Source organism: Terrabacter terrae, assembly GCF_039529575.1.
GTDB lineage: Bacteria > Actinomycetota > Actinomycetes > Actinomycetales > Dermatophilaceae > Terrabacter > Terrabacter terrae.
In genome coordinates, this window is the sequence record NZ_BAAANB010000001.1 from 851,653 (window position 1) to 875,020 (window position 23,368).

Here is a 23,368-nt window from a genome sequence, read left to right on the forward strand (position 1 = left end):
GGTCGGTCACGGGGCGGGGCTCCGGTCCTCGTCGGCCAGCTCGTCGGACGTCGTCGTGGATGCCTCGGACGGGTCGTAGGTCGACGAGGTCTGGTCGTCGAGGGCGAGGCGCTGGATGTGGGCGTCCTCGGCGTCGTCGGGCACGTCGTCGGTGCCGGAGATCTGCCACAGCCGGTACGACAGGGCCAGCAGGAAGCCGATCGTCGCGAGCGAGATGACGATGGCGGTGAGCACCATCGCCTGGGGGAGGGGGTCGCTGATGGCGGAAGGGTCCTCGCCGACGAAGGGAGCCCGGCCGGCCTGCCCGCTGATGACGAGGTAGAGCACGGCGACGCCGTTGCCGATGAGCACCATGCCGAGCAGCACTCGGACGAGGCTGCGGTCGAGGGCCAGGGCCGTGCCGGCCGTCACGAGCCCGACGGTCACGAGCACCAGGGTGAGGTTCGGCTCCAGCCTCGCCTCGATGAGGGCAGGGGCGAGCGTCGTCACGACGGCACCACCTGCTGCACGCCGCCGTCGCCCGTCCCGTCGCCCGTCCCGTCGCCCGTCCCGTCAATCGCTGCGCCCGTCGCGTCGTCGGCGGCCTCCTCGGCGACCTGGCGGTCGATGCCGGTGCCGAGGCTGCGGACGATGTCGAGCATCATCCCGACGACGATGAGGTAGACCCCGATGTCGAAGAAGAGCGAGGTCACCAGGTGCACCTCGCCCCACGGGGGCAGGGTGAAGTCGACGGCCGTCGTCTCGAGCACCGTGCCGCCGAAGGCGAGCGGGGCGAGGGCCGAACCGACCGTGACGAGCAGCCCCAGGCCGACGAGCAGGCCCGCATCGAAGGGAGCCGCCTCGTCGAGCTCGTAGCGGCCGCCGGCGAGGTAGCGCACGACGAGGGCGAGCCCCGCCACGAGCCCTCCGGCGAACCCGCCGCCGGGCTGGTTGTGGCCGGCGAAGAGCAGGAAGAGCGAGGCGGCGAGCATGACGTGGAAGACCAGGCGGGTGACGACCTCGAAGATCACCGACCGCTTCTCGGTGCGCATGGTGCGGCCGCCGTGCAGCCACGTGCCGCGGGCGGGCTCGCTCGACGGCAGCTCCTTGGCGCTGGCCCGCGACAGGCGGGTGTTGCGGGTGCGCACGAAGATGAGGCTGGCGACGCCGGTCGCGGCGGCGACCAGCACCGACACCTCGCCGAGGGTGTCCCAGGCCCGGATGTCGACCAGCGTCACGTTGACGATGTTCTTGCCGTGGCCGAACGCGTACGCCTCGGTGGGGAAGTCCGCGGACACGGGCTGGCTCGTGCGGCCCCCGGACGCGACGAGCGCGATGGCGCCGACCGAGACCCCGACGGCCGCGCCGAGCGCGAGGCGCCACGTGCGCGACGGCGAGTCCGGGTGCCGGGTGAACTTCGTCGGGAGCCGGCGCAGCGCCAGCACGAAGACGACGAGCGACACGGTCTCCACGAGCATCTGCGTGATCGCGAGGTCGGGGGCCCCGTGGAGGATGAACAGCAGCGAGACGCCGTAGCCGGTGGCACCGACGAGCATGACGGCGGTCAGGCGCCGGCGCGTCACGAGGACGAGCACCGCAGCGGCGACGACGACGACGCCGACCACAGGCTGTCCGGCGTTGTCCCACAGGCGGACCGACGGGAAGGTGCCTCGCGTCACGGCAGCGAGCCCGGGCAGCGCCACGAAGACGAGGAGTATGCCGGCGAGGTAGATCGGCAGCGACCCTCGCTGCGTCACCGCGGTCGTCTCGACCGCCCCCCGGTCGACCCAGCGCAGGGCACGGGCGAAGCCGCGCTCGCCGTCGACGAGCGGTGGCACCCCCGCCTGCACCCGGGCGACCACGGAGCGCTGGACGAAGAGCGCGAGCCCGATCGCGACGGACACGAGGGACAGCAGCAGAGGCGCTGTGACGCCGTGCCAGAGGGCGAGCGACTGCGGCTCGGCCCCGAGGGCGAACTGGGCCGCATACGGCAGCAGCCAGGGGGACTCGAGCGGCGCGAGCAGGCCCAGCGCCAGGCCGCTGACGCCCAGCAGCAGCGGGGAGAGCACGAAGCCGGGGTGGGCAGCCTTGACCCGCGTCACGGGCACGCCCGGCTTGGTGGCGAAGGCACCCCAGAGGAACCGGGCCGTGTAGGCGACCGTGAGGGCGGAGCCCGCAACGACGCCGGCCACCGCGAGCCAGCTCCACGGGGCTGCGAGCGGCACCGAGGTGTGCACGTCCTCCCACAGCGACTCGAGCGCACTCTCCTTGGACACGAACCCCGCGAGCGGGATGATCCCGGCCATCGAGAGGCCGGCGAGCGTCGCTGGCACGGCGACGGGCAGCAGCTGGCGGCCGACGCCCGAGAGCTCACGCAGGTCCCGGGTGCCCGTGCACTTGTCGACGACGCCGACGCTGAGGAAGAGCGTGGACTTGAACAGCGCGTGGGCGATGACGAGGGCCAGCGCCGCGAGGGCCGACGCCTTCGTGCCGAGCCCCGCGACCGCGACGAGGAAGCCGAGCTGGCTCACGGTGCCGTAGGCGAGCAGCAGCTTGATGTCGTGCTGGCGCAGCGCCCGCCACCCGCCGACGAGCATCGTGAAGAGGCCGAGGCCGACCGTGAGGGCGTGCCAGCCGGGCGCGCCGGCGAAGACGGGGGCGAGCAGGGCCACGAGGTAGACGCCGGCCTTCACCATGGCCGCGGCGTGCAGGTACGCGCTGACCGGGGTGGGGGCCGCCATGGCGCCCGGCAGCCAGAAGTGGAACGGCACGAGGGCCGACTTCGAGAGTGCGCCGATGAGGAGCAGCACGACGGCCGCCGCCGTCACGGCGTCGAGGGCCGGGGGGTGCGCCAGCAGCGCGGAGATGGAGTAGGTGTGGTGCACGCCGAGGGCGATGATGCCGATGAGCATCGCGAGGCCGCCGAACGTGGTGACGAGCAGCGCCTGCATGGCCGCGCGCCGGTTCGTCGAGCTGGCCGGGTTGTGGCCGATGAGCAGGTAGGAGAAGACGGTCGTCAGCTCCCAGAAGACGTAGAGCATCAGCAGGTTGTCGGTGAGGACGAGCCCGAGCATCGCACCGCCGAAGGCGGTGAAGACAGACGTGAAGCGCCACAGCGACGGGTCCCGGTCGGAGAAGTACCACGTGCAGTAGAGCAGCACGAGCGCGCCGACTCCCGTCACGAGGAGTCCGAGCACCCACGAGAGGGTGGTGAGGCGGAAGTCGAGGTCGATACCGAGGCCCGGCACCCACGAGATCCGTTGCGTGGGAAGATCTCCCGCGCGGACGTCGCCGGAGACGGAGACGAGCCACGCGAACGACGCTGCCGGAGCGAGCGCCAGGAGGGGGAACGCCTTCGAGCGCAGGACCGTGGCCAGCCACGGCGCGAGGGCCGCGGCAAGCAGGTGCAGGAGCAGCAGTTGCGCCACGGCGGCCCTTCGGTCGTCGGGTGTGCGGTCGGTCCACGTCGAACACGTGCGTGGCACTCATCCTACGTGCAGCGGAGCGTGGCTCCGGATCGGCGCCCAGCCGGCGGACCGCGCTCAGAAGGTCACGAAGGTCGCCTTGGCGAGGAAGAACCCGTGGCCGGTCGCGGTGTCGACGCAGGTCACGCCGTACTCCTCGCTCAGGCACGCGGTGGTGCCCGACGGCTTCGTGCGCGACCCGTAGGGCAGGGTCGGTTCGCCGCCCTTGCGGATGCTGTCGGTGTTGCACACCGGGTAGGCCGCGTCCTGCCGGAGCTCGATGCGGCCGATGTCCTTGGGTCCCTGGGCCGCGCAGATCGAGGGCAGGGGCGGGGGGATGCGGCCCTCGGCGACCTCGCAGGCGGCGGCGGTCGAGTCGGTGCTGCGCTGGCAGACGATGTTGCCCGTCGGGCTGACGAAGCGGTTGGTCACGCCCGCGGCGGGCTTCGCCCTGTCGATCCGTGCCTTGGCCTCGGCGAACGACGTCGGGGCGCCGCGCTGCGGCCCGGCCGCCATGGCGCTGGGCAGGTCTGCCGACGTCGCGGCGGCAGTGGGGATCGCGCTCGGCGTGGCCGCCCCCGCCCCGGTCGCGGCCGGCGCCGGGTCGACGGTGACCGTGACGGTGCGCCGCGTGGACGGCAGGTCGGTGGACCCGCAGGAGGCCAGGGCGGCGACCACGGCCACGCCGGCGGCGACGGCGGGGACGAGCGCAAGGGCACGGGACGGCATACGGCCGGCCTGCCGGGACAACGACGACATGGCCCACGAGTCTGCCACGGCGCCCGTGCCGCCGAGGACGGCCGGTTCGGGTCCCGCGGCCGGGGTGACCTACGCTGAGGAGGTGTTCCGGCGCCTGCTCACCCCTCGCTGGGTCGGCATGCTGGCCGCCCTCGTGGTCGTCGTCGCCGCGTGCGTCCTGCTCGGCCTCTGGCAGCTCGGCGTGGCCCAGGACTCGGGCCGCAAGGACGTGGTGGCCGCCGCCTCGGGCCTGCAGCGCGCCCCTCTCCAGCAGGTCACCGCACCGCACAGCGCGTTCCAGGGCGAGTACTCCAACCGCCCGGTCACCGTGACGGGCACGTATGCCGCCGGGCGCACCCTGCTGGTCGTCGACCGTCGGCTGGACGGCCGGGTCGGGTCGTGGGTCGTCACGCCGCTCGAGACGCAGGGCGGCACCGTGCCGGTGCTGCGCGGCTTCGTCGACGGCACGCCGGCCTCGGCCCCCGAGCCCCCCGGCGGTGTCGTCACCGTCAGTGGCACGCTCGGACCGGGGGAGTCGCCCAAGGCCGGCGACCCGCTGCCTGCGCCGCAGGTGCGCTCCATCGACCTCGCCTCCCTCGTCAACGAGTGGCCGGGCGACCTCTACAACGTCGTCGTGCTGGCCTCCGCCGAGTCCGCGGGCCCGACGACCGGCACCCCCCTGTCCGCGGCAGGGCTGACCCGCGTCCCACCTCCCGAGCTCGACGCCCCCCTCAACCTGCGCAACGCTGCCTACGCGGTGCAGTGGTGGGTCTTCGGGATCTTCGCGATCTGGATGTGGTGGAAGATGTTCCGAGCAGAGCAGGAGGCGGCCGAGCCCGTCGCTGCACCGAGAGAAGGCGTTCCGACGTGAGCACGTACCCCCAGACCCTGGCCAAGCCGCAGCAGATCCGCTCGGCCCTGTCCGCCTACCGTGTCCTCGCGACCGTCGCGGGCTTCGCGCTCTTCGTCCTCATCCTCGAGATGGTCATGAAGTACGCCTTCAAGCAGACCAACGTCCTGACGCAGTACTGGAGCCCTGTCCACGGCCTCATCTACTTCGCGTATGCCGTCTCCGTCGCCAACCTCGGCCTCAAGGCTGCGTGGGGCCCGGTGCGCATCGTCAAGAACCTCCTCGCCGGCTTCGTGCCGGTCGTGCCGTGGGTGGCTGAGCGACGCAACACGGTGCAGACCGAGGCTCTGCTCTCGCGCGCCTACACGGCCGGCACGCCGGGCCCCGGGTCGTCCTGACCCGCCTCCCGGTTGGGCGCCACGAGTCCTGCCTCATAGGCGTGGATGACCAGGTGGACGCGGTCGCGCGCGCGGAGCTTGGAGAGCAGGTGCGCGATGTGCGTCTTCACGCTGCTCTCTGCGAGGTGCAGCTCGGCCGCCACCTCGGCGTTGGTGTGCCCGCGCCCGACGAGGCGCAGGACGGCCAGCTCGCGCGGGGTGAGCCCCGCCAGCGGGTCATGGTCGAGCGGCGTGAGCGGTAGGTAGTGCGCGTAGCGCTCCAGCAGCCGCTTCGTGACCGCAGGGGCCAGCAGCGCCTCTCCCCGTGCGACGACCCGGACGGCCTGGACCAGCTCCTCCGGCGTCGCGTCCTTGAGCAGGAAGCCGCTGGCTCCCGCCCGGAGGGCGGCGACGATGTACTCGTCGAAGTCGAAGGTGGTCACCATCACGACCCGGGCGCGCGATCCGCCGTTCGCCCGGACGATGCGGCGCGTGGCCTCGAGCCCGTCCAGCACGGGCATGCGGATGTCGAGGAGCGCGACGTCGACCCCCAGCCTCGTCGCGAGCTCGACGGCCTGCTGTCCGTTGGCCGCCTCGGCCACGACCTCGATGTCGCGCTCGCCCCTCAGGCAGTCCGCGAGCGCACGCCGCATGAGCGGCTGGTCGTCAGCGATCAGCACCCGCACCGTCATGTGCCACCTCCCGAGCCGGGACAGGGAGGACGCAGTCGACGACGAAACCGCCGTCGGCGGCTGGTCCGGTTCGCAGGACGCCCCCGAGGAGGTCCACCCGCTGCCGCATGCCCAGCAGGCCGTTGCCCGAAGTGGGCTCGGTGGGCTGGGCCGGCCGCGTGGGCTCGGAGGCGGCGCTCCACCCGAGGTCGCGCACCATGAGGTGCAGCTGTTCCGGCCCGAAGTCGACCACGACCCTCACGGGGGAGCCGCTGGCGTGCTTCATGGCGTTGGTGAGGGACTCCTGCACGATGCGGTACGCGTTGAGCTCGACCGTGGACGAGAGCGGTCGCCGGTCACCGGTCACGACGAGCCGGACGTCCGTGCCCGTGGCGGCCAGCTTGGCGACGAGGTGCTCCAGCCGGTCCAGCCCCGGTTCGCGGGCGCTCACGTCGTCGCCGATCGACCGGAGCACCCCGACCAGCCGCCTCATGTCGGTCAGTGCCTCCCTGCCGAGGGACTCGATCGAGGCGAGCACCTCGGCCGACCCGTGACCGACGAGCTGCTGCTCCCGACGACGGGCGGCACCGGCCTGCGCCACGATCACCCCGACGTCGTTGGCCACCACGTCGTGCAGCTCCCGCGCGATCGTGGCCCGCTCCTGCGCAGCGGCCAGCGCAGCCACGGTCGACTGCTCCAGGGTCAGGTGGTGGGCCTGCTGCTCGAGCAGGCGGGTTCGCTCCTCCAGCAGGCGGGTGCGGATGCGACCGAGCCGGTACTGGCGGCCCAACGCCCAGGCGGCGAGGATCGCGAGGACCTCGGTCAGGACCTCGTCGTCGACACCGGTCCCGAACCGGGCGAAGGCGCTCACCGCCATGGCGAGCAGGGCAGGGACGAGGGCGACCGTGGAGGCGGCGAGCGACCAGCGCTGGCCGACGGTGAAGGCTGCGACGACGACGGCATACGGCAGCGGAGCCGGGGGGTAGCCGGCGACGTTCCCCGCGACCGCGGCGAGCGTGGCGACCAGGAGCACCCAGCCGGGGAACGAGCGCCGCCAGAGCAGCGCTGCGCACGCCACCAGGGTCAGGCCGGCGCCCAGCCGGTCCAGACCCAGGAAGTGCAGGGGCGCGTCCTCGGTGTCCAGGGCCTGCTTGGCGCGCTCGATGAAGCCGACGAGCGACGCGGTCGCCACGACGACGACGAGGGCGACGTCGGCGAGCGAGACGGCGCCGGGTGTCTGGTCCGTGCCGTGGTCACTTGGCCTGGGCACCGTCCTCCCGGAGACGGGGACGCGGCCCTCCTGCGGTAGGCCCGCCTGCTGCGGGCGGAGGAGGCGAAGTGGGGTCCGGCGGCGGAAGACCACGACCATCACCCCTTAATAGCCTCGAGCATCACCGTACGACGGACTCCCAACGAGGGGAGCGGGAATGAATGCCATTGCCCCGTGCCTGCACGTGCCGACGAGGCTCCCGAGCCGCTCCAGGTGCTGCGCTGCAGCAGGGACCCGGCCATGAGCCCCGGCGCGCTCGTCGGCGCGAACCCGCGGTTCGGTCGGCTCGTGCTCGCCGTCGCCGCCGGCATCCTCGTGCTGGGGGCCGCCGCCCTCGGCTCGGCCAAGCTCGACTTCCTCCCTGAGTTCATGCCTCCCTCCGTGCAGGTGCAGACCGAGGCGCTGGGGCTGTCGGCAGCTGAGGTGGAGCAGCTGGTCACGGTCCCGCTCGAGCAGGACCTGCTCAACGGCGTGCCGTGGCTGGACCACATCCACTCGCGCTCGCAGGCCGGCCTGTCCGCCATCGACATCCTCTTCGAGCCGGGCACCGACATCTACGCGGCTAGGCAGATGGTCCAGGAACGGCTGACCCAGGCACACGCCCTCCCCAATGTCGGCAGCCCCCCGATCATGGTCGAGCCCCTCGCATCCGCCAGCCGGGTCGCGATGATCGGCCTGCACTCCAAGACCGTTCCCCTCATCGACATGTCGGTTCTCGCCCGGTGGAAGATCCGGCCACGGCTCATGGGCATCCCCGGCGTCGCCAACGTGTCGATCTACGGGCAACGCGACCGGCAGCTGCAGGTGCAGGTCGACCCGGTGACCCTGCACCGGCAGGGAGTGACCCTGACACAGGTCATCGAGACGACCGGCAACGCGCTGTGGGTCTCGCCCCTGACCTTCGTGGAGGCTTCGACCCCCGGCACCGGCGGCTTCGTGGAGGGAGCGAACCAGCGTCTCGCCGTCCAGCACGTGCTCCCCATCACCACGGCCAAGAACCTGGCCCAGGTGTCCATCGAGGACACCGAGCCGCCGAAGCGCCTCAGCGACGTGGCGCAGGTCATCGAGGACCACCAGCCGCTCATCGGCGACGCAGTCACCGCCGAACCGTCCCTGTTCCTCGTCATCCAGAAGTTCCCCGAGGCCGACACCGAGACGGTGACGAAGGCGGTCGAGGACGCGCTGACGGGCCTGCGCCCCGGCCTGGGTGGGATCGAGGTCGACGCGTCGGTCTACCGTCCCGCCAGCTTCATCGAGAGCGCCGCCCACACGGTCGGGCTCGCGGGTGCCGCGGGACTCGTCGCCCTGACGATCGGCGCCCTGCTCCTCTTCTGGTCGCTCCGGGCGGCGCTCGTCATCGCCGGCTCCGTGCTGGTCTCGGTGACGGCCACCCTCTACATCCTGTACCTGCGCGGGACCACGTTGACGAGCATGACGCTCGCCGGCCTGCTCGTGGCAGTCGTGCTCATCGTCAACGAGGTGGCGAGCGACGTCGATACCGTCCGGGCCGGCTGGCGCGCCGAGCGGTCGGCCGGAGTGGGCCGACCGGCACGCGAGGTCCTGACCGACGCGTTGGGCGCAACCCGGCGGACGGCGTTCGTGGGGCTGCTGGCGTGCGCCATGGCAGCGGTGCCGGTGCTGGCCCTCAGCACCTTGGCGACGGCCTTCACGAGGCCGCTCGTGCTGACCTACGTCCTGGCCCTCGCGGTCGCCCTGGTGGTCGGCCTCACGGTGACGCCCGCCCTGCTGCTCCTGTTCCTGCGCGACAACGCTCCCGGGCGTCGCGAGACCCGCCCCGTGCGGGCCGCCGCGGGTGTCCTCTCGCGGATCGTCTCGCGGGTCGCCACGACGCGTGTCCTGGTGTGGTCGCTCGCCGCGGGGCTCGCCGTGGTGGGGGTCGGAGTCGCCGCGGCGGCCGTGGTGACCGGCAGTCCTGCCCTGGTGCCGACGGCACGCGATCTCGACCTGCTGATGCACGTCGACATGCCCACGGGCACCTCACTGACCGAGATGACCCGGGTGTCGGAGCGGATGTCGTCCGAGCTGCGGGCGCTCCCGGGAGTGACGGCCGTCGGTGGGCACGTCGGCCGAGCGGTGAGCTCCGACCAGCTCGGGGACGTCAACAGCGGCGAGCTGTGGCTCACGCTGGACGGCTCTGCCGACTACCAGTCGGTGCGGGACTCGATCAACAGGGTGGCGCACCGCTACCCCGGGGTGGGCACCGCGCTCATGACGTACACGACGGACCGGGTCGACCAGGCCACCGCCGCGGGGGCCCACGACATCGTGGTGCGCCTCTTCGGTCAGGACCTCACCGCCATGCAGGCGACGGCCACCAAGGTCGCCGGGGCCATGTCCACCGTGGCGGGACTGCAGGGCGCACACGTCGTGGCCACCCCGCGGCAGCCGACCGTGCACGTCGAGGTGAACCTCGCCGCTGCCGACCGCGCCGGCCTGCGACCGGGCGACGTGCGTCGTGAGGCGACCACCCTGGCGAGCGGGCTCGTCGTGGGCAACCTCTACGAGCAGGCCAAGGTCTTCGACGTGGTCGTGCTCGGCACCCCGACGACCCGGGCGAACCTCTCGGGCCTCGAGGACGTGCGGATCGACACGCCGAGCGGGTCCCAGGTGCGCCTGGGAGACGTCGCCAAGGTGACGGTCGGCCCGGAGCCGGCCACGATCGTGCACGACCAGGCGGTGCGCAGTGTCGACGTCGTGGCCGACCTGACCGGCGGCGGCGCCGCCAACGTGGTCTCCGACGTCACCACGGCCGTCGACCGCATCCCGATGCCGAGCGAGACACACCTCCAGGTGCTGAGCGACGCCGCCGACCGCGAGGCGGACGGCAGGCGGGTGGCCCTCGTGTCGCTGGCTGTCCTCGTCGGCCTCCTGCTCCTCGTCCAGGCCGCCACCGGTAGCTGGCGCGCCGCGGCGGCGGTCGTGCTGCTCGCACCTCTCGGCGGTGTCGGGGCGGTGCTGGTCGCACCGGCGGTGGGCGGACTCGAGTCCGCGGGCCCGATGCTGGGTGTCTTCGCCGCCATCGCCCTCACCCTGGTGGGCGGCCTGGCGTCCGCACGCGGAATCGGTGCACGGGTTCTGGTGACCGCCGGGGACGGCGTCGGTCTCGGCACCGGTCTCGGCACCGGTGCCGGCACCGGTCGCGGAGACGGCGCTGGGGAGGTTGCCCGACCGCGCGTGGGCCCGGTGGCCGCGGCGGCAGGCGAACGCGTCGTCCCCGTCCTCCGTTCAGCCCTCCTCGTGGCCCTGGCCATGGCGCCGGCCGCCGTCCTCGGCGACCGCGCCGGCTCGGAGGTCCTTCAGCCCTTCGCCGTCTCGCTCCTCGCGGGTCTGGTGACGAGCTCGTTCGTCGTGCTGTGTCTGGTCCCCGCCCTCTGCGGCGTCCCGAAGGGAGCCCAACGATGACCACTGCCAAGCAAGCGAAGCTGGCCGCCCTGTGCCTGCTCCTCGTCCCGGGCGTCGCCGCCTGCGAGTCGTCGTCCGCCCAGTCCGAGGCGCACCCGCCCGCGGTGGTCGAGGAGGTGCCGGGGTCTGACGTCAAGACCGTGCAGCTGACCGACGACGCGGCCGCGGCCGCAGGCATCGCGACGGCGCCGGTCTCCGCGGCCCGCGTGGCGAGCGAGCTGACCATGCCCTACGCCGCGGTGATCTACTACCTCGACGGCACCACCTGGACGTACCGGCTCGAGTCGAAGAACACCTTCCGTCGGGTGCCGATCAAGGTGAAGTCGATCTCGGGCCAGGTCGCCACCCTGACGGCCGGGCCACCGGTCGGCTCCCAGGTCGTGGTCGTCGGGGCTCCTGAGGTCCTCGGCGCCGAGCTCGAGATCAGCGGCGAGCAATGAGCCCCCGGCGCGGCGTCATCCGCTGGATCGTCCAGTCCAGCCTGAACCTGCGCTTCCTGGTGGTCGCGGTGTCGATCGTGCTGATGGTGCTCGGCTTCACGTCGCTCTCCCAGATGCGGGTCGACGTCTTCCCCGAGTTCGCCCCTCCGCGCGTGGTGATCCAGACCGCCTGCGTGGGGCTGTCGACCTCCGACGTCGAAGAGCTCGTCACCGTGCCCCTCGAGCAGGGGCTGAACGGTCTGCAGGGACTGGACGACATGCGCTCGAAGTCCGTCCCGCAGCTGTCGTCGATCGAGCTGCTCTTCTCGCCCGACACCGACCTGCTGCACGCCCGCCAGCTGGTTCAGGAACGTCTCGCCATCGTGTCACCGACCCTGCCCACCTGGGCGGCGCCACCGGTCATGCTCGCCCCCGTGTCGGCCACCGGTCGCGCCATGCAGATCGGCATGACCTCGAAGAAGAACTCACTCATCGAGATGTCGCTGACGGCGTACTGGAACATCAGGACCCGCCTGCTCCAGGTGCCGGGTGTCGCCAACGTCGCGATCTGGAACGAGCGCCTCCAGCTGATGAACGTGCAGGTCGAGCCGGCCCGGATGGCCGGCAAGGGGGTCAGCCTCGACCAGGTCATGGAGACCACCGCGGATGCCGTCGACTCGGGACTGCTGAGGTTCTCCAGCGGCAGCGTCATCGGAACCGGGGGCATGGTCGAGACGGCGAACCAGCGCTTGTCCGTGCGGAACGTGCTGCCCATCGTCACGCCGGCCGATCTCGCCAAGGTGCCGGTCAAGGGAGCCGACAAGCCCACCGGTGGTGGTCGTCCGCCCACGCTCGGCGACGTGGCGGTCGTCACGCAGACCCATCAGCCGCTCATCGGGGACGCGGTCGTCAACTCGGAGCCCGGGATCCTCCTCGTCGTCGAGAAGCTGCCGTGGGCGAACACGCTCGAGCTGACCTCCGGGGTGGAGGCGGCCATCGCGCAGCTGCAGCCCGGCCTGCCTGACGTCAAGTTCGACACCCACGTGTTCCAGCAGGCCGACTTCGTCAAGCTCGCCATCTCGAACCTCTCCCAGTCGCTGCTGCTGGGGTTCCTGCTCGTCGTCGCCGTCCTCATGCTGTTCCTCTTCGAGTGGCGCGTGGCGCTGATCAGCCTGCTCACCATCCCGCTGTCGCTCGTGGCCACCCTGCTGGTGCTCCATCTGGCGGGAGCGACGATCAACACCATGACCCTGGCCGGGCTCGTCATCGCCCTGGGGGCGGTGGTCGACGACGCGATCATCGACGCGGAGAACATCGTCCGTCGGCTGCGTGAGCGCCGCTTGTCGGGCAGCTCCGAGTCGACGGCCTCGGTGATCCTGCACGCGTCGCTCGAGGTGCGCAGTCCGATCGTCTACGCCACCCTGATCATCGTCGCGGCCGCGATCCCCGTCTTCCTGCTCCAAGGACTGACCGGCGCATTCTTCCGGCCCCTGGCCGTGTCGTACACCCTGGCGATCGTCGCCTCGATGGTGGTGGCCCTCACGCTGACGCCCGCGCTGTGCCTCATCCTGCTGCGCTCGGCACCGATCGAGCGGCGCACCTCTCCCGTGGTCCGCTGGCTCCAGCGCGGCTACGTCGCCGCGCTGGGACGCATCGTCGTGCGGCCACGAGGGGTGTACGCCGCTGCCGCCGTGGTCACCGTCCTCGGGGCTTTCGTGGGGGCCGGGCTCGGCCAGAGCCTGTTCCCCGCCTTCCAGGAGCGCGACTTCCTCATGCACTGGGTGGGGGTGCCGGGTACCTCCGTCGCGGAGACGGCTCGCACGACGACGGCTGTGAGCAAGCAGATCCGCGCGGTTCCGGGGGTGCGCAGCTTCGGGGCTCACATCGGGCAGGCGCTGCTCGGTGAGGAGGTCTTCGGGGTGAACTTCGGCGAGAACTGGATCAGTCTCGACCCCTCCGCCGACTACACCAAGGCCCGAGACCAGATCGACGCCATCGCAGCCACGTACCCGGGCCTGTTCGCCGAGGTCCAGACCTACCTCGACGAGCGCGTCGAGGAGGTGCTCACCGGCGGCAAGGAGCCGATCATCATCCGTGTGTACGGCGAGGACCTCAAGGTGCTGCGGTCCAAGTCCGCCGAGGTCCTCAAGGTGCTCGCCTCGATCCCGGGCGTCAAGGACGCGCACACGGACATCTCCCAGGACGTCCCCCAGGTCGAGGTACGCGTGAAGCTGGGCGCGGCCGAGAAGGTCGGGCTGAAGCCCGGCGACGTCCGCCGCGCCGCAGCGACCCTCGTCGCGGGCGAGGAGGTCGGCGACATCTTCCGGGCCGGCCGCGCGTACGACGTCGTCGTGTGGAGCACTCCGCAGACCCGGTCGGACGTGACCGCCCTGGAGCAGCTCCCCATCGACACGCCCTCGGGTGCCCGGGTCAAGCTCAAGGACGTGGCCGACGTGTCGGTCAAGCCCAACCCGAACGCCATCGAGCGCCAGGGCGACTCGCGCCGACTCGACGTGGGTGCCGGCGTCGAGGGCAGGGACCTCGGCTCGGTCGTCAACGAGCTCAACGCCAAGCTGGCGGGCGTCAGCTTCCCCCGCGGCTACCACGCCGAGGTCCTGGGGGAGTACCAGGAGCGGCAGACGGCCCAGAGCCGGCTGCTGAGCTCGGCCGTCGCCGCCGGGGTGCTCATCCTCCTTCTCCTGCAGACGTCCTTCCGCAGCTGGCGGCTGGCCATCCTCGTGTTCCTCACTCTGCCGATGGCCCTCGTCGGGGGCGTGCTCGCGGCCTGGATGGCCGGCGGGATCCTGTCGCTGGGGTCGCTCGTTGGCTTCTTCACGGTCTTCGGCATCGCCGCCCGGAACGGGATCCTGCTCATCAACCACTACCAGCACCTCGAGCAGGAGGAGGGCATGGAGTTCGGGCTCCCGCTGGTCATCCGGGGAGCCAAGGAGCGCCTCGCGCCCATCCTCATGACGACGCTCGCCACCGGCCTCGCCCTGGTGCCGCTCGTGGTCCTCGGGTCCCGCCCGGGGCACGAGATCGAGCACCCGCTCGCCGTCGTGATCCTCGGCGGCCTGGTGACCTCCACCCTGCTGAGCCTCTTCGTCGTCCCATCCATCTACCTGCGTTTCCACCGACCGCTCGACAAGCCGGCGCCCGTGGCCGGCACCGAAGGAGAAGCCCATGCGACCTGAGAAGCTGCACCTGCGGCGTGCCGTCACGGTCCCCGTGCTGATCGCGACCGCCGCGCTCCTGGGCATGATGGTGTTCCTCGCGCCCAAGGCGACCGGCGCGGGCACCAGCCCGAGCACGAGCACGCCTGAGTTCTCGCACCCCCTGGACACCGACTCGAAGTACTTCCCGCTGAGGCCCGGGACGCGCTTCTCCTACCAGGGCACGGTGACGGACGCCGAAGGCACGCACCTCCACGAGGTCGTCTTCATCGTCACCGACCTCATCAAGAACGTGAACGGCACGAGGGCCCGCGTCGTCCTCGACCGGGACTACAACGACGGCGAGCTCAGCGAGGCGGAGCTGGCCTTCTTCGCCCAGGACGACGCGGAGAACGTGTGGACCATGGGGGAGTACCCCGAGGAGTACGAGAACGGGAAGTTCCAGGGAGCCCCCAGCACGTGGATCAACGGGGTCCGCGGCGCGCACGCCGGCATCCTCGTGCCGGGACACCCGATGCTGGGCACGCCGCCCTTCGTGCAGGGGCGCGCGCCGGCCATCGACTTCTACGACGTGGGGCAGGTCGTGGGCAAGGACGTGCGCACCTGCGTCCCGACCGGGTGCTACTCCGACGTGGTGAAGATCAGGGAGTGGGCGCCCAACGCCCCCGCGGACGGCGACCAGCTCAAGTACTACGCGCCGCACGTCGGCCTGGTGCGCATCGCCGCCCAGGGCGGGGACTCCCAGGAGGTCATGGTGCTGAAGTCCCTCCACAGGCTCTCCCCGGCGGAGCTGCGTGCCGCCCGGGTGGACGCGCTCCGGCTCGACCACCGGGCCTACCAGGTGTCCAAGGACTACTGGGCCACCGGCCCGGCACACCGGCCTCGGTGATCTGCGGAGATCGCGCCGGGCGCCAGCCACTAGGCTGGCGCCCGTGAGCGACGCGCATCCGACCGACCTGCAGAGCCACCCTGTCCTCGTCGTCGACTTCGGCGCCCAGTACGCCCAGCTGATCGCTCGGCGCGTGCGCGAGGCCCAGATCTACAGCGAGGTCGTGCCGCACTCGGTGCCGGTGGCCGACCTGCTCGCCAAGGAGCCGGCGGCGATCATCCTGTCCGGCGGCCCGAGCTCGGTCTACGAGGACGGCGCACCGCGCCTCGACCCGGCACTGCTCGACGCCGGTGTCCCGGTCTTCGGCATGTGCTACGGCTTCCAGTCGATGGCCCAGGCGCTCGGCGGCACGGTCGCTCGCACCGGCGCTCGTGAGTACGGCAAGACCGACGCCTCGATCGGCGAGGCCGACTCGACGCTCTTCGCCGGGCAGCCGACCAGCCAGGTCGTCTGGATGTCGCACGGCGACTCGGTGACGGAGGCGCCCGATGGCTTCACCGTCACCGCGACGACCGGGGGTACGCCGGTGGCCGCCTTCGAGGACGACGAGCGGCGCCTCTACGGCGTGCAGTGGCACCCCGAGGTGCTGCACTCCGAGCAGGGCCAGCGCGTCCTCGAGAACTTCCTCTGGAAGGGCGCGCGCATCTCGCCCGACTGGACCCCGGGCCACGTCGTCGACGAGCTGGTCACGACGATCCGCGAGCAGGTCGGCGAGGACCGCGTGCTCTGCGCCCTCTCCGGCGGAGTCGACTCCTCCGTGGCGGCAGCCCTGGTGCAGAAGGCGGTCGGGGACCAGCTGACCTGCGTCTTCGTCGACCACGGCCTGCTGCGCGAGGGTGAGGCCGAGCAGGTCGAGAAGGACTTCGTCCAGGCCACCGGCGTCGACCTCGTCGTCGTCGACGCTCGTGAGCGGTTCCTCGACGCGCTCGCCGGGGTGACCGACCCCGAGGCGAAGCGCAAGATCATCGGCGAGCAGTTCATCCGCGTCTTCGAGCAGGCCGCCCGCGACGTCGTCCACGACCGCGGCGACGAGGAGCACCCGGTCAAGTGGCTCGTGCAGGGCACGCTCTACCCCGACGTCGTCGAGTCCGGCGGCGGCGAGGGCGCGGCCAACATCAAGAGCCACCACAACGTCGGTGGCCTGCCCGACGACCTCCAGTTCTCCCTGATCGAGCCGCTGCGCACCCTGTTCAAGGACGAGGTGCGCCAGGTGGGGCTCGAGCTCGGCGTGCCGGAGGTCATCGTGTGGCGCCAGCCCTTCCCGGGGCCCGGCCTGGGCATCCGCATCATCGGGGCCGTCGACGCGGAGCGCCTCGCGATCCTGCGCCGCGCCGACGCCATCGCCCGTGAGGAGCTGACGAAGGCCGGCCTCGACCGCGACATCTGGCAGTGCCCCGTCGTGCTGCTCGCAGACGTCCGGTCGGTCGGCGTCCAGGGCGACGGCCGCACCTACGGCCACCCCGTCGTGCTGCGGCCCGTCGCCTCCGAGGACGCGATGACCGCCGACTGGGCACGGGTGCCCTACGACGTGCTGGCGACGATCTCGACGCGCATCACCAACGAGGTGGAAGAGGTCAACCGGGTGGTCCTCGACGTGACGAGCAAGCCGCCGGGCACCATCGAGTGGGAGTGACGCCCCGCCCCCCGGGCCGGTCGCCACACCCCTGGACCGGGCCCGGCGTGGCGCTGCTGCTGGCCCTCGGCCTGGTGGCCGTCACGGTGAGCGTCGTGCTGGGCGGCCCCACCGTGAGGCTCGACGACGTCGTCGTGTCCGCGACACCGGGCAGCGGCAACGGCCCGGTCGTTCCCGACGTGCTGACCCTGCTCGTCGTCGACATCGCCACGCCGGCTCTGTGCGTGGCCGCCGTGGCCGCCGTGACGGCGGCGCTCTGCCTGCACCGCGGGCGGTGGGCTCCCCTTGCCCTCTCCGGGCCGGCGCTCGCCCTGCTCACCGTCACGGTCCTCCTCGGCAAGTCCGTCATCCCGCGGTCGGGACCCGTCGTGCGGGAGATGGCGAGCGACCTCGGCTACTACCCCTCGGGCCACACCGCCACCGCGCTCGTCTGTGCCGGGCTCCTGGCCGAGATCGTCTCCCGGAAGTGGCCGGGGCGACGCAGGCAGGCCTGGGCGGCCGCGGCAGCGTGGACCCTCCTGGTCGCTGCGTCGCTGCTGTGGCTGCACTTCCACTGGCTCAGCGACGTGGTCGGCTCGATGTTCCTCGGCTCGCTGCTGCTGTGGCTGCTGCTGCGGTGGCCCCTGAGGCTCGGCCCGCGGGTGGCACCGGGGGCCGACCAGGGTGACGCTTCCGCTGTCGGCCCCCGTGTCGGCCCGGGCGTCGACCCGGGCGTCGACCCGCGTGTCGGCCCGCAGAGGCGGCACGGGGACCCCTCTGCGGGCCGTTAGGGTTGAGGCCATGTGTGGAATCGCGGGCTACCACGGGTTCGAGGCGGACGAGGCGCTCCTACGGCGCATGAACGACTGCCAGCAGCACCGGGGCCCGGACGGAGACGGCATCTTCGTCGACGGCCCCGTGGGCCTCGCGCACCGGCGCCTGTCGATCATCGACGTCGCGCACGGTCAGCAGCCGATGCAGACCACGGACGGCCGCTTCACCATCGCCTACAACGGCGAGGTCTACAACTACCTCGACCTGCGCACCGAGCTCGAGGGGCTCGGCCGCACGTTCGAGACCGACAGCGACACCGAGGTCGTCCTCGAGGCCTTCGCCGAGTGGGGCGACGAGGCGTTCGACCGGTTCAACGGCATGTTCGGCATCGCCATCTGGGACGCCGAGAAGCAGTCGCTGACGCTGGCGCGCGACCACTTCGGCATCAAACCCGTCTACGTCTGCCGCGTGCCGGGCGCGGGCAGGGACGGCGCCGACGCGTGGCTCTTCGCGAGCGAGATCAAGCCGATCCTCGCCAGCGGGCACTACGACAAGCGCCCCAACGACCGCACCATCTACCGCTACCTGCGCTTCCGCATCCACGAGGACGGCCGCGAGACGTTCTTCGACGGCATCGAGCGCCTCGAGGCCGGCGAGGTCATGACGATCTCCGCCCAGGGCATGGAGCGACGCCCGTTCACCCGGCTGCGCGAGGAGCTCGCCGAGCTCGCGAAGGAGCAGCGCCCCTACGACGAGGCCGCCGCCGCCGAGTACAAGTCGCGCCTCGTCGAGGCCGTACGCCTGCGGCTGCAGTCCGAGGTGCCGGTCGGCACGTCCCTCTCGGGTGGCCTCGACAGCTCCGCCGTGGCGGTCATCATCAACCGGCTCATCAACGAGGGCGACGCGACCACCGAGTCGGTCGGCACGCAGCAGAACACCTTCTCGGCGGTCTTCCCCAACTCCGTCAACGACGAGGAGCGCTACGTCGACGACGTCCTCGACATCTGCCGCGGCCACGTCGCTGCGCACAAGATCAAGCCGACGCCCTCGGAGTTCAAGGAGGACCTCCTCGACTTCGTGCGCACGCAGGAGGAGCCGCTCATCAGCAGTGGCCCCTACGCGCAGTACCAGGTCATGCGAGAGGCCACCAAGCACGTGACGGTCCTGCTCGACGGCCAGGGCGCCGACGAGATGATGGCCGGCTACATCCCGTACTACTTCGTCTACCTGCGCCAGCTGCGCGCCCAGGGCGCCGGCAAGGCGGCGGCCGAGCTGAGCAAGTCGCTCGACGTGCTCTACCGGCTCGGCCGGTTCAAGCTCAAGGCCAAGCTGCGCGGGCGCAAGGACGTGCCCACGACGTCGCTGCTGGGGCGTGACTTCGTCGCCGCGCACTCCGGCGAGCGCTACGCCACCGAGGGCTCCAACCTCAAGAAGCGCCTCATCGAGGACCTCTTCGTCGGCTCGCTGCCCTCGCTGCTGCGCTACGAGGACAAGAACACGATGCGCTTCTCGCTCGAGGGCCGCGTGCCGTTCCTCGACAAGGAGGTCGTGAAGTTCATCTTCAGCCTCTCCGACGAGGCGATCATCAAGGACGGCTGGAACAAGCGGGTCCTGCGCGACGCCACCCGCGACCTGCTGCCCGAGTCGATCAACCGGCGCCGCAACAAGATCGGCTTCACCACGCCCCAGGGCGAGTGGTTCATGCGCCTGAAGAACCACCTGTACGGCATCTTCCTGTCCGAGTCGTTCGCGAACCGCCCCTACTTCGACCAGACCGCGGTGCTCCACGCGTTCGAGGGCTGGATCAAGGGCACCAACGACGTCGACTCGATGACCTTCTGGCGCCTGCTCAACCTCGAGCTGTGGCTGCAGGAGTACTTCGACGACAAGCCGGAGGAGGTCCCGGCCCCGCGCGTCAAGACCGACTACGAGCCCAACGCCCGCAAGCAGCTCGACCTCGTGACGAGCGACGGCACGGCCGTGCGGCGCTACCCGCTGCGCACCGACCTCTTCGCCCGCGAGGACGACCTCGACGCCAAGACGCTCGCGTACGTCGACCGCTTCTTCGCCGGCCTCCCCGACGTCGGGGGCGACCACGCCGCGGCGACCACCGGGAAGTGGTACTTCTTCATCTCCGAGAAGATCGTGGCCATCACGCAGGGCCGCTCCTACTTCATCTGGGACATCAAGGTGTCCCGCCCGGCGCGGGTGCTCTCGCGCTACGTCACCCGCACTCCCGCCGGCATCGGCCTCGGCTCGCCGTTCACGATGCAGCTGGCGATCGAGGAGGTCGGGCTGCCCCGGGTGCTCTACGCGTCCGCCGGCGGCGCCTTCGGCAAGGTGCTCGGCCGCAAGGGCCTCTTCTACGAGCTCGTCGGCAACGACATCCGCGCGATCGACGGGCCGACCGAGTACTCCGTCTACCCGGCCAACGTGTCGGCGAAGCTCGCCCCCAAGGACCCCGACCAGGTGGCCGCGCGCCTCTCCGCCGCGATCCGCGCACGGGTGCCCCAGGCGTACCGCAGCACGTTCGGCGGCACGATCGTCATGGACGCCAACGACATCGGGCGCAACGTCCTCGGCACGGACGCGCCGGGTCCCAAGGAGCGCTACGAGGCGATGTTCGCCGACAACCCCCTGGGCCAGGGCTCCGAGCAGACGCCCATGGCCGTCGTCTTCGAGAAGCCGAGCACTCCCTGAACCGTCGAGAGGCCACGTTCGGCCCCCTCTGAACCGCAGCCGTCGAGTGGCCACGTGCCCGAGGGCGTATGCCGGGTGCCCGGCTCGTGCGGCCGCGCAGCGGCCGCCGACCGCTGGGGTCAACGACCCCGCGGCGGGGGAGGGGGCGAGGCCGTGGTCGCCGGCAGGAGGGCGGAGGCGTCCTGCTCCTCCTGGCTGTTGTACAGCCGGCAGACGGCGTACAGGCCGTAGAGCAGCCGGCGCAGCTCGGTGACGTCCTCCGGGGCCACGGAAGGGGCCGCGTCAGGGCAGGTCGGCGAAGACGTCGTGCCGGATCGCTGACCCGGCCGGCAGTGACCGGTCGACGAACCACTCGCGCCCGAACACGAGGTCGTAGAGCGGCCGCGGGATGCGCAGGAACGCTGCCAGGGTGCGGTCGCCGTCGCCGTCGGCGCTGGCCTGCGAGGCGTGGGCCCGCATCGAGGCGCGCTTGGCGGCGATGTGGCGACGCACGCTGATCCGGTGCGTGATCTCGCTGCGCGCCGAGAAGGCACGGTCGAAGCTCGACCGGTCGAACTCCGGAGGGAAGCGGTAGACCTTGGCGGCCACGTCGATGGCGCGGCAGATGGCGTCGCGTGGCACCGTCGCCTCGAGCACCCTCGGCGTGCCGGCGAGCTCGGCGGCACGGCGGCCGACGAGGTGCACCTGCTTGTGGTCGGGGTGGCCGTAGCCGCCGTTCGGCTCGTAGTGCAGGAGCACGTCCACCTGCTCCTCCAGCAGGAGCGCCGCCAGCCGGCCCGCGGCCTCCTCGACGTCGGCGCGGACGAAGCGGGTCTTGCCCGGAGGGTCGGGGGGGACCTCCGGCCCGAGCCCGCTGTCGGCGTAGCCGAGGTGCTCGACACGCGCCACGCCGAGCGCCCTCGCGCTGGCCCGCAGCTCGTCCATGCGCGTGGCCGCCAGCGTCGCAGGGGAGGTGCCGTCAGCGGTGAACTCGGCTGCGGCGAGACCGAGCTCCCCGTCGGTTGCGAGCACCACGATGACACGGTGTCCTTCGGCGGCGGCGCGCGCCATCGTCCCCGAGGTCAGGAAGGCCTCGTCGTCGGGGTGCGCGTGGAAGGCGAGGAGCGTGTGGGGCACAGTGACCCATCTTGGCCCATGGCACAGTGTCTCCCGTGAAGGTGGCGCTGCTCTCCGACTGTTACCTGCCGCGGCTGGGCGGCATCGAGGTGCAGACGCACGACCTCGCGCAGCACCTCCGTCGTGCCCGCCACGAGGTCGAGGTCTTCACCGCGACGCGAGGGGTCGGGGGCGAGATGCACGGCGCCGTGACGCAGGTCGACGGGGTGCCGGTCCACCGGATGGCTGCGCGCATGCCGTGGGAGCTGCCCGTCAACCCGTTCGCCCCCGTCGAGCTGCGCCGGCGTCTCGTCGCCGGCGGCTTCGACGTCGCCCACGTGCAGACCGGCGTCGTGTCCCCGTTCGCCTGGGACGCCACGCGGGTCGCCCTCGGCATCGGCCTGCCGACGGCGATGACCTGGCACTGCATGCTGGCCGGCGTTGCTCCCGCCTTCCGCGCCGCGGGCTTCGTGCGCCGCTGGGCGGCCCGGGGAGTGGCGATGTCGGCGGTCTCGGACGTCGCCGCCGCTCCGCTGCGCCGTCTCGTCGGCCCCGGCCGGTCGGTCGGGGTGCTCCCCAACGGCATCGACGTCCAGCGCTGGGCGGTGGCCCCCGTGACCCGCGAGCCCGGGCCGCTGCGCCTCGTCACCGCGATGCGGCTTGCAGCCCGCAAGCGGCCGACCGCCCTGGTGGAGCTCGTGGCGGATGCGGCACGTGCCGCGGGCGCCGGCTCGGTGTCCCTGACGATCCTCGGCGAGGGACCGGACCGCCGGAAGGTGGAGGGCCTCGTGCACCGCCTCGGCCTCGACTGGGTGTCGCTGCCCGGCCGGGTGTCGCGCGACGAGCTGCGCGAGCGGTATGCCGTCGCCGACGTCTACCTGTCGCCCGCGCGTCTCGAGTCGTTCGGGATCGCAGCCCTCGAGGCGAGGACCGTGGGTCTGCCGGTCATCGGCCGATCTGGTTCCGGCCTGGGCGAGTTCGTGACCGATGGCGTCAACGGGCTTGTGGTGTCGAGCGACTCGCAGATGGCGGCCGCGATCGCCAAGCTTGCCAGCAGCCCCGAGGAGGTGGCGCGCATGCGCACCTGGAACGTCACGCACCCACCGACGCAGGACTGGCCGCACGTGGCGGCGCTCGCCGTGGCGGAGTACGAGCGCGCGGCCGACCTGGTGCGTCGATGAGGACCAACGTGCTCGGCGGTCTGCGCGTCGTCGGCCTCACCGCCGGGGGTGACCGCGTCGCCGAGACCCGCCTCGGGCACGGCCAGCACCCCGACGTGGTCCTGGGTGCCGCCGGCTGGCTGATCGAGTCCCCGGCGTTCGCGACCGTCCGCGACGACGGGGCGCTCGAGCTCGGCTACCGCGTGCGCGAGCTGGACGGCATACGTCCTCGGGCCCAGGCGGTCCCGCGGGACCCCGGTGTCGGCGAGGACGAGGTGGGGGAGCCCTACCAGCGGGTGGCGGCCTACGCGGTGGTGACCAGCGAGCGGGGGCTGCTGCTGACGCAGTTCAACTCGCAGACGCACGTCTCCGGCGACTGGGGCCTGCCCGGTGGTGGCCTCGAGGGTGGTGAGTCTCCGGTGGAGGGCGTCCACCGCGAGGTGTGGGAGGAGACGGGGCAGCGCATCGAGCTGGGCGAGCTCCTCGCCGTGCAGTCCCAGCACTGGGTGGGACGCGCCCCCGCTGGTGCGCTGGAGGACTTCCATGCGGTCCGGATCGTCTATGCCGCAACGTGCCCCGAGCCGGCCGACGTCGTCATCCACGATGTCGGCGGCACGACCTCCGATGCCCGGTGGGTGCCCCCGGACAGTCTCGGTGACTATCCACTGACGGCCTCGTGGCGCAACCTCGAAGTGCTCGCCCGGCTGCGGCGGCGCCGGGCGGACGAGCACTGACCGGCCCCGCAGGGCGTGGCCGAGCAGTCGTACGACGCTC

The 23,368-nt window shown here is 71.9% G+C and carries 18 protein-coding genes; 11 read left to right on the plus strand and 7 right to left on the minus strand.

The genetic code is table 11. From position 1 onward, the window contains the following. Positions 1–6: 6 nt before the first annotated feature. The 3 genes from ABD194_RS03900 to ABD194_RS03910 form a co-directional block, all read right to left on the minus strand. A complete protein-coding gene (locus ABD194_RS03900) occupies positions 7–489 on the minus strand; it encodes an NADH-quinone oxidoreductase subunit K (protein WP_343987816.1) in 483 nt (160 codons plus the stop codon). Further along, positions 486–3,407 carry a Na+/H+ antiporter subunit A gene (locus tag ABD194_RS03905; protein ID WP_343987819.1) on the minus strand — a complete coding sequence of 974 codons (2,922 nt, stop codon included), beginning with the start codon at positions 3,405–3,407 and terminating at the stop codon, positions 486–488. The genes ABD194_RS03900 and ABD194_RS03905 overlap by 4 nt, the downstream gene beginning before the upstream one ends. 114 nt (positions 3,408–3,521) lie before the next feature. After that, complete coding sequence (locus ABD194_RS03910; protein ID WP_343987821.1) at positions 3,522–4,202, minus strand: hypothetical protein; 681 nt, start codon at positions 4,200–4,202, stop codon at positions 3,522–3,524. Between ABD194_RS03910 and ABD194_RS03915 the strand changes: the two genes are divergently transcribed. Then, the gene (locus ABD194_RS03915; protein WP_343987824.1) at positions 4,201–5,052 is read left to right on the plus strand and encodes an SURF1 family protein; all 852 of its coding nucleotides are present in this window, start codon (positions 4,201–4,203) and stop codon (positions 5,050–5,052) included. The genes ABD194_RS03910 and ABD194_RS03915 overlap by 2 nt on opposite strands. Continuing rightward, positions 5,049–5,429, plus strand: coding sequence for a DUF3817 domain-containing protein (locus tag ABD194_RS03920; protein ID WP_343987827.1), 381 nt, complete (start codon positions 5,049–5,051; stop codon positions 5,427–5,429). The genes ABD194_RS03915 and ABD194_RS03920 overlap by 4 nt, the downstream gene beginning before the upstream one ends. Here ABD194_RS03920 and ABD194_RS03925 read toward each other — a convergent pair. After that, positions 5,393–6,100, minus strand: coding sequence for a response regulator (locus tag ABD194_RS03925; RefSeq protein ID WP_343987829.1), 708 nt, complete (start codon positions 6,098–6,100; stop codon positions 5,393–5,395). The two genes, ABD194_RS03920 and ABD194_RS03925, sit on opposite strands and share 37 nt — an antisense overlap. Beyond that, complete coding sequence (locus ABD194_RS03930) at positions 6,075–7,349, minus strand: sensor histidine kinase (protein ID WP_343987832.1); 1,275 nt, start codon at positions 7,347–7,349, stop codon at positions 6,075–6,077. Before ABD194_RS03930 ends, ABD194_RS03925 begins: the two co-directional genes overlap by 26 nt. A gap of 174 nt (positions 7,350–7,523) precedes the next feature. On the opposite strand from ABD194_RS03930, the gene ABD194_RS03935 reads away from it, so the two are divergent. From ABD194_RS03935 to asnB, 7 genes are read left to right on the plus strand one after another with little or no spacing between them, the layout of a single operon-like run. Continuing rightward, entirely contained in the window at positions 7,524–10,772 is a 3,249-nt protein-coding gene (locus tag ABD194_RS03935) for an efflux RND transporter permease subunit (protein WP_343987835.1), read from the plus strand. Beyond that, positions 10,769–11,212 (plus strand): hypothetical protein, encoded by a 444-nt coding sequence (locus ABD194_RS03940; protein ID WP_343987839.1) that lies wholly within the window; start codon positions 10,769–10,771, stop codon positions 11,210–11,212. The genes ABD194_RS03935 and ABD194_RS03940 overlap by 4 nt, the downstream gene beginning before the upstream one ends. Next, a complete protein-coding gene (locus ABD194_RS03945; protein WP_343987842.1) occupies positions 11,209–14,385 on the plus strand; it encodes an efflux RND transporter permease subunit in 3,177 nt (1,058 codons plus the stop codon). Before ABD194_RS03940 ends, ABD194_RS03945 begins: the two co-directional genes overlap by 4 nt. Next, positions 14,375–15,253 (plus strand): hypothetical protein, encoded by an 879-nt coding sequence (locus tag ABD194_RS03950; protein WP_343987845.1) that lies wholly within the window; start codon positions 14,375–14,377, stop codon positions 15,251–15,253. The genes ABD194_RS03945 and ABD194_RS03950 overlap by 11 nt, the downstream gene beginning before the upstream one ends. Positions 15,254–15,296: 43 nt before the next feature. After that, positions 15,297–16,886 (plus strand): glutamine-hydrolyzing GMP synthase, encoded by a 1,590-nt coding sequence (gene guaA, locus ABD194_RS03955; RefSeq protein WP_343987848.1) that lies wholly within the window; start codon positions 15,297–15,299, stop codon positions 16,884–16,886. Further along, the gene (locus ABD194_RS03960; RefSeq protein ID WP_343987851.1) at positions 16,883–17,656 is read left to right on the plus strand and encodes a phosphatase PAP2 family protein; all 774 of its coding nucleotides are present in this window, start codon (positions 16,883–16,885) and stop codon (positions 17,654–17,656) included. Before guaA ends, ABD194_RS03960 begins: the two co-directional genes overlap by 4 nt. Before the next feature lie 10 nt (positions 17,657–17,666). Then, positions 17,667–20,339 (plus strand): asparagine synthase (glutamine-hydrolyzing), encoded by a 2,673-nt coding sequence (gene asnB / locus ABD194_RS03965; protein WP_343987854.1) that lies wholly within the window; start codon positions 17,667–17,669, stop codon positions 20,337–20,339. A 119-nt stretch (positions 20,340–20,458) separates the two neighbouring features. Here asnB and ABD194_RS03970 read toward each other — a convergent pair whose 3' ends face one another. Together ABD194_RS03970 and ABD194_RS03975 are read right to left on the minus strand one after the other, a co-directional pair. Further along, positions 20,459–20,608 (minus strand): hypothetical protein, encoded by a 150-nt coding sequence (locus ABD194_RS03970; RefSeq protein WP_343987857.1) that lies wholly within the window; start codon positions 20,606–20,608, stop codon positions 20,459–20,461. A 13-nt stretch (positions 20,609–20,621) separates the two neighbouring features. Next, the gene (locus tag ABD194_RS03975; RefSeq protein ID WP_343987860.1) at positions 20,622–21,455 is read right to left on the minus strand and encodes a PIG-L deacetylase family protein; all 834 of its coding nucleotides are present in this window, start codon (positions 21,453–21,455) and stop codon (positions 20,622–20,624) included. Between the two features lie 35 nt (positions 21,456–21,490). Here ABD194_RS03975 and ABD194_RS03980 point away from each other — a divergent pair, with 35 nt between their 5' ends. Both ABD194_RS03980 and ABD194_RS03985 read left to right on the plus strand, forming a co-directional pair. Continuing rightward, positions 21,491–22,615, plus strand: coding sequence for a glycosyltransferase (locus ABD194_RS03980; RefSeq protein WP_343987864.1), 1,125 nt, complete (start codon positions 21,491–21,493; stop codon positions 22,613–22,615). After that, a complete protein-coding gene (locus ABD194_RS03985) occupies positions 22,612–23,328 on the plus strand; it encodes an NUDIX hydrolase (RefSeq protein WP_343987867.1) in 717 nt (238 codons plus the stop codon). The genes ABD194_RS03980 and ABD194_RS03985 overlap by 4 nt, the downstream gene beginning before the upstream one ends. The last annotated feature ends 40 nt before the right edge of the window (positions 23,329–23,368 follow it).

Bases quoted from the DNA above. Each gene is read 5' to 3' on its own strand.
- ABD194_RS03915 (WP_343987824.1), top strand. From the start codon at position 4,201: ATGGCCCACGAGTCTGCCACGGCGCCCGTGCCGCCGAGGACGGCCGGT.
- ABD194_RS03910 (WP_343987821.1), bottom strand. From the start codon at position 4,202: ATGTCGTCGTTGTCCCGGCAGGCCGGCCGTATGCCGTCCCGTGCCCTT.
- ABD194_RS03925 (WP_343987829.1), bottom strand. From the start codon at position 6,100: ATGACGGTGCGGGTGCTGATCGCTGACGACCAGCCGCTCATGCGGCGT.
- ABD194_RS03940 (WP_343987839.1), top strand. From the start codon at position 10,769: ATGACCACTGCCAAGCAAGCGAAGCTGGCCGCCCTGTGCCTGCTCCTC.
- ABD194_RS03945 (WP_343987842.1), top strand. From the start codon at position 11,209: ATGAGCCCCCGGCGCGGCGTCATCCGCTGGATCGTCCAGTCCAGCCTG.
- ABD194_RS03950 (WP_343987845.1), top strand. From the start codon at position 14,375: ATGCGACCTGAGAAGCTGCACCTGCGGCGTGCCGTCACGGTCCCCGTG.
- asnB (WP_343987854.1), top strand. From the start codon at position 17,667: ATGTGTGGAATCGCGGGCTACCACGGGTTCGAGGCGGACGAGGCGCTC.
- ABD194_RS03985 (WP_343987867.1), top strand. From the start codon at position 22,612: ATGAGGACCAACGTGCTCGGCGGTCTGCGCGTCGTCGGCCTCACCGCC.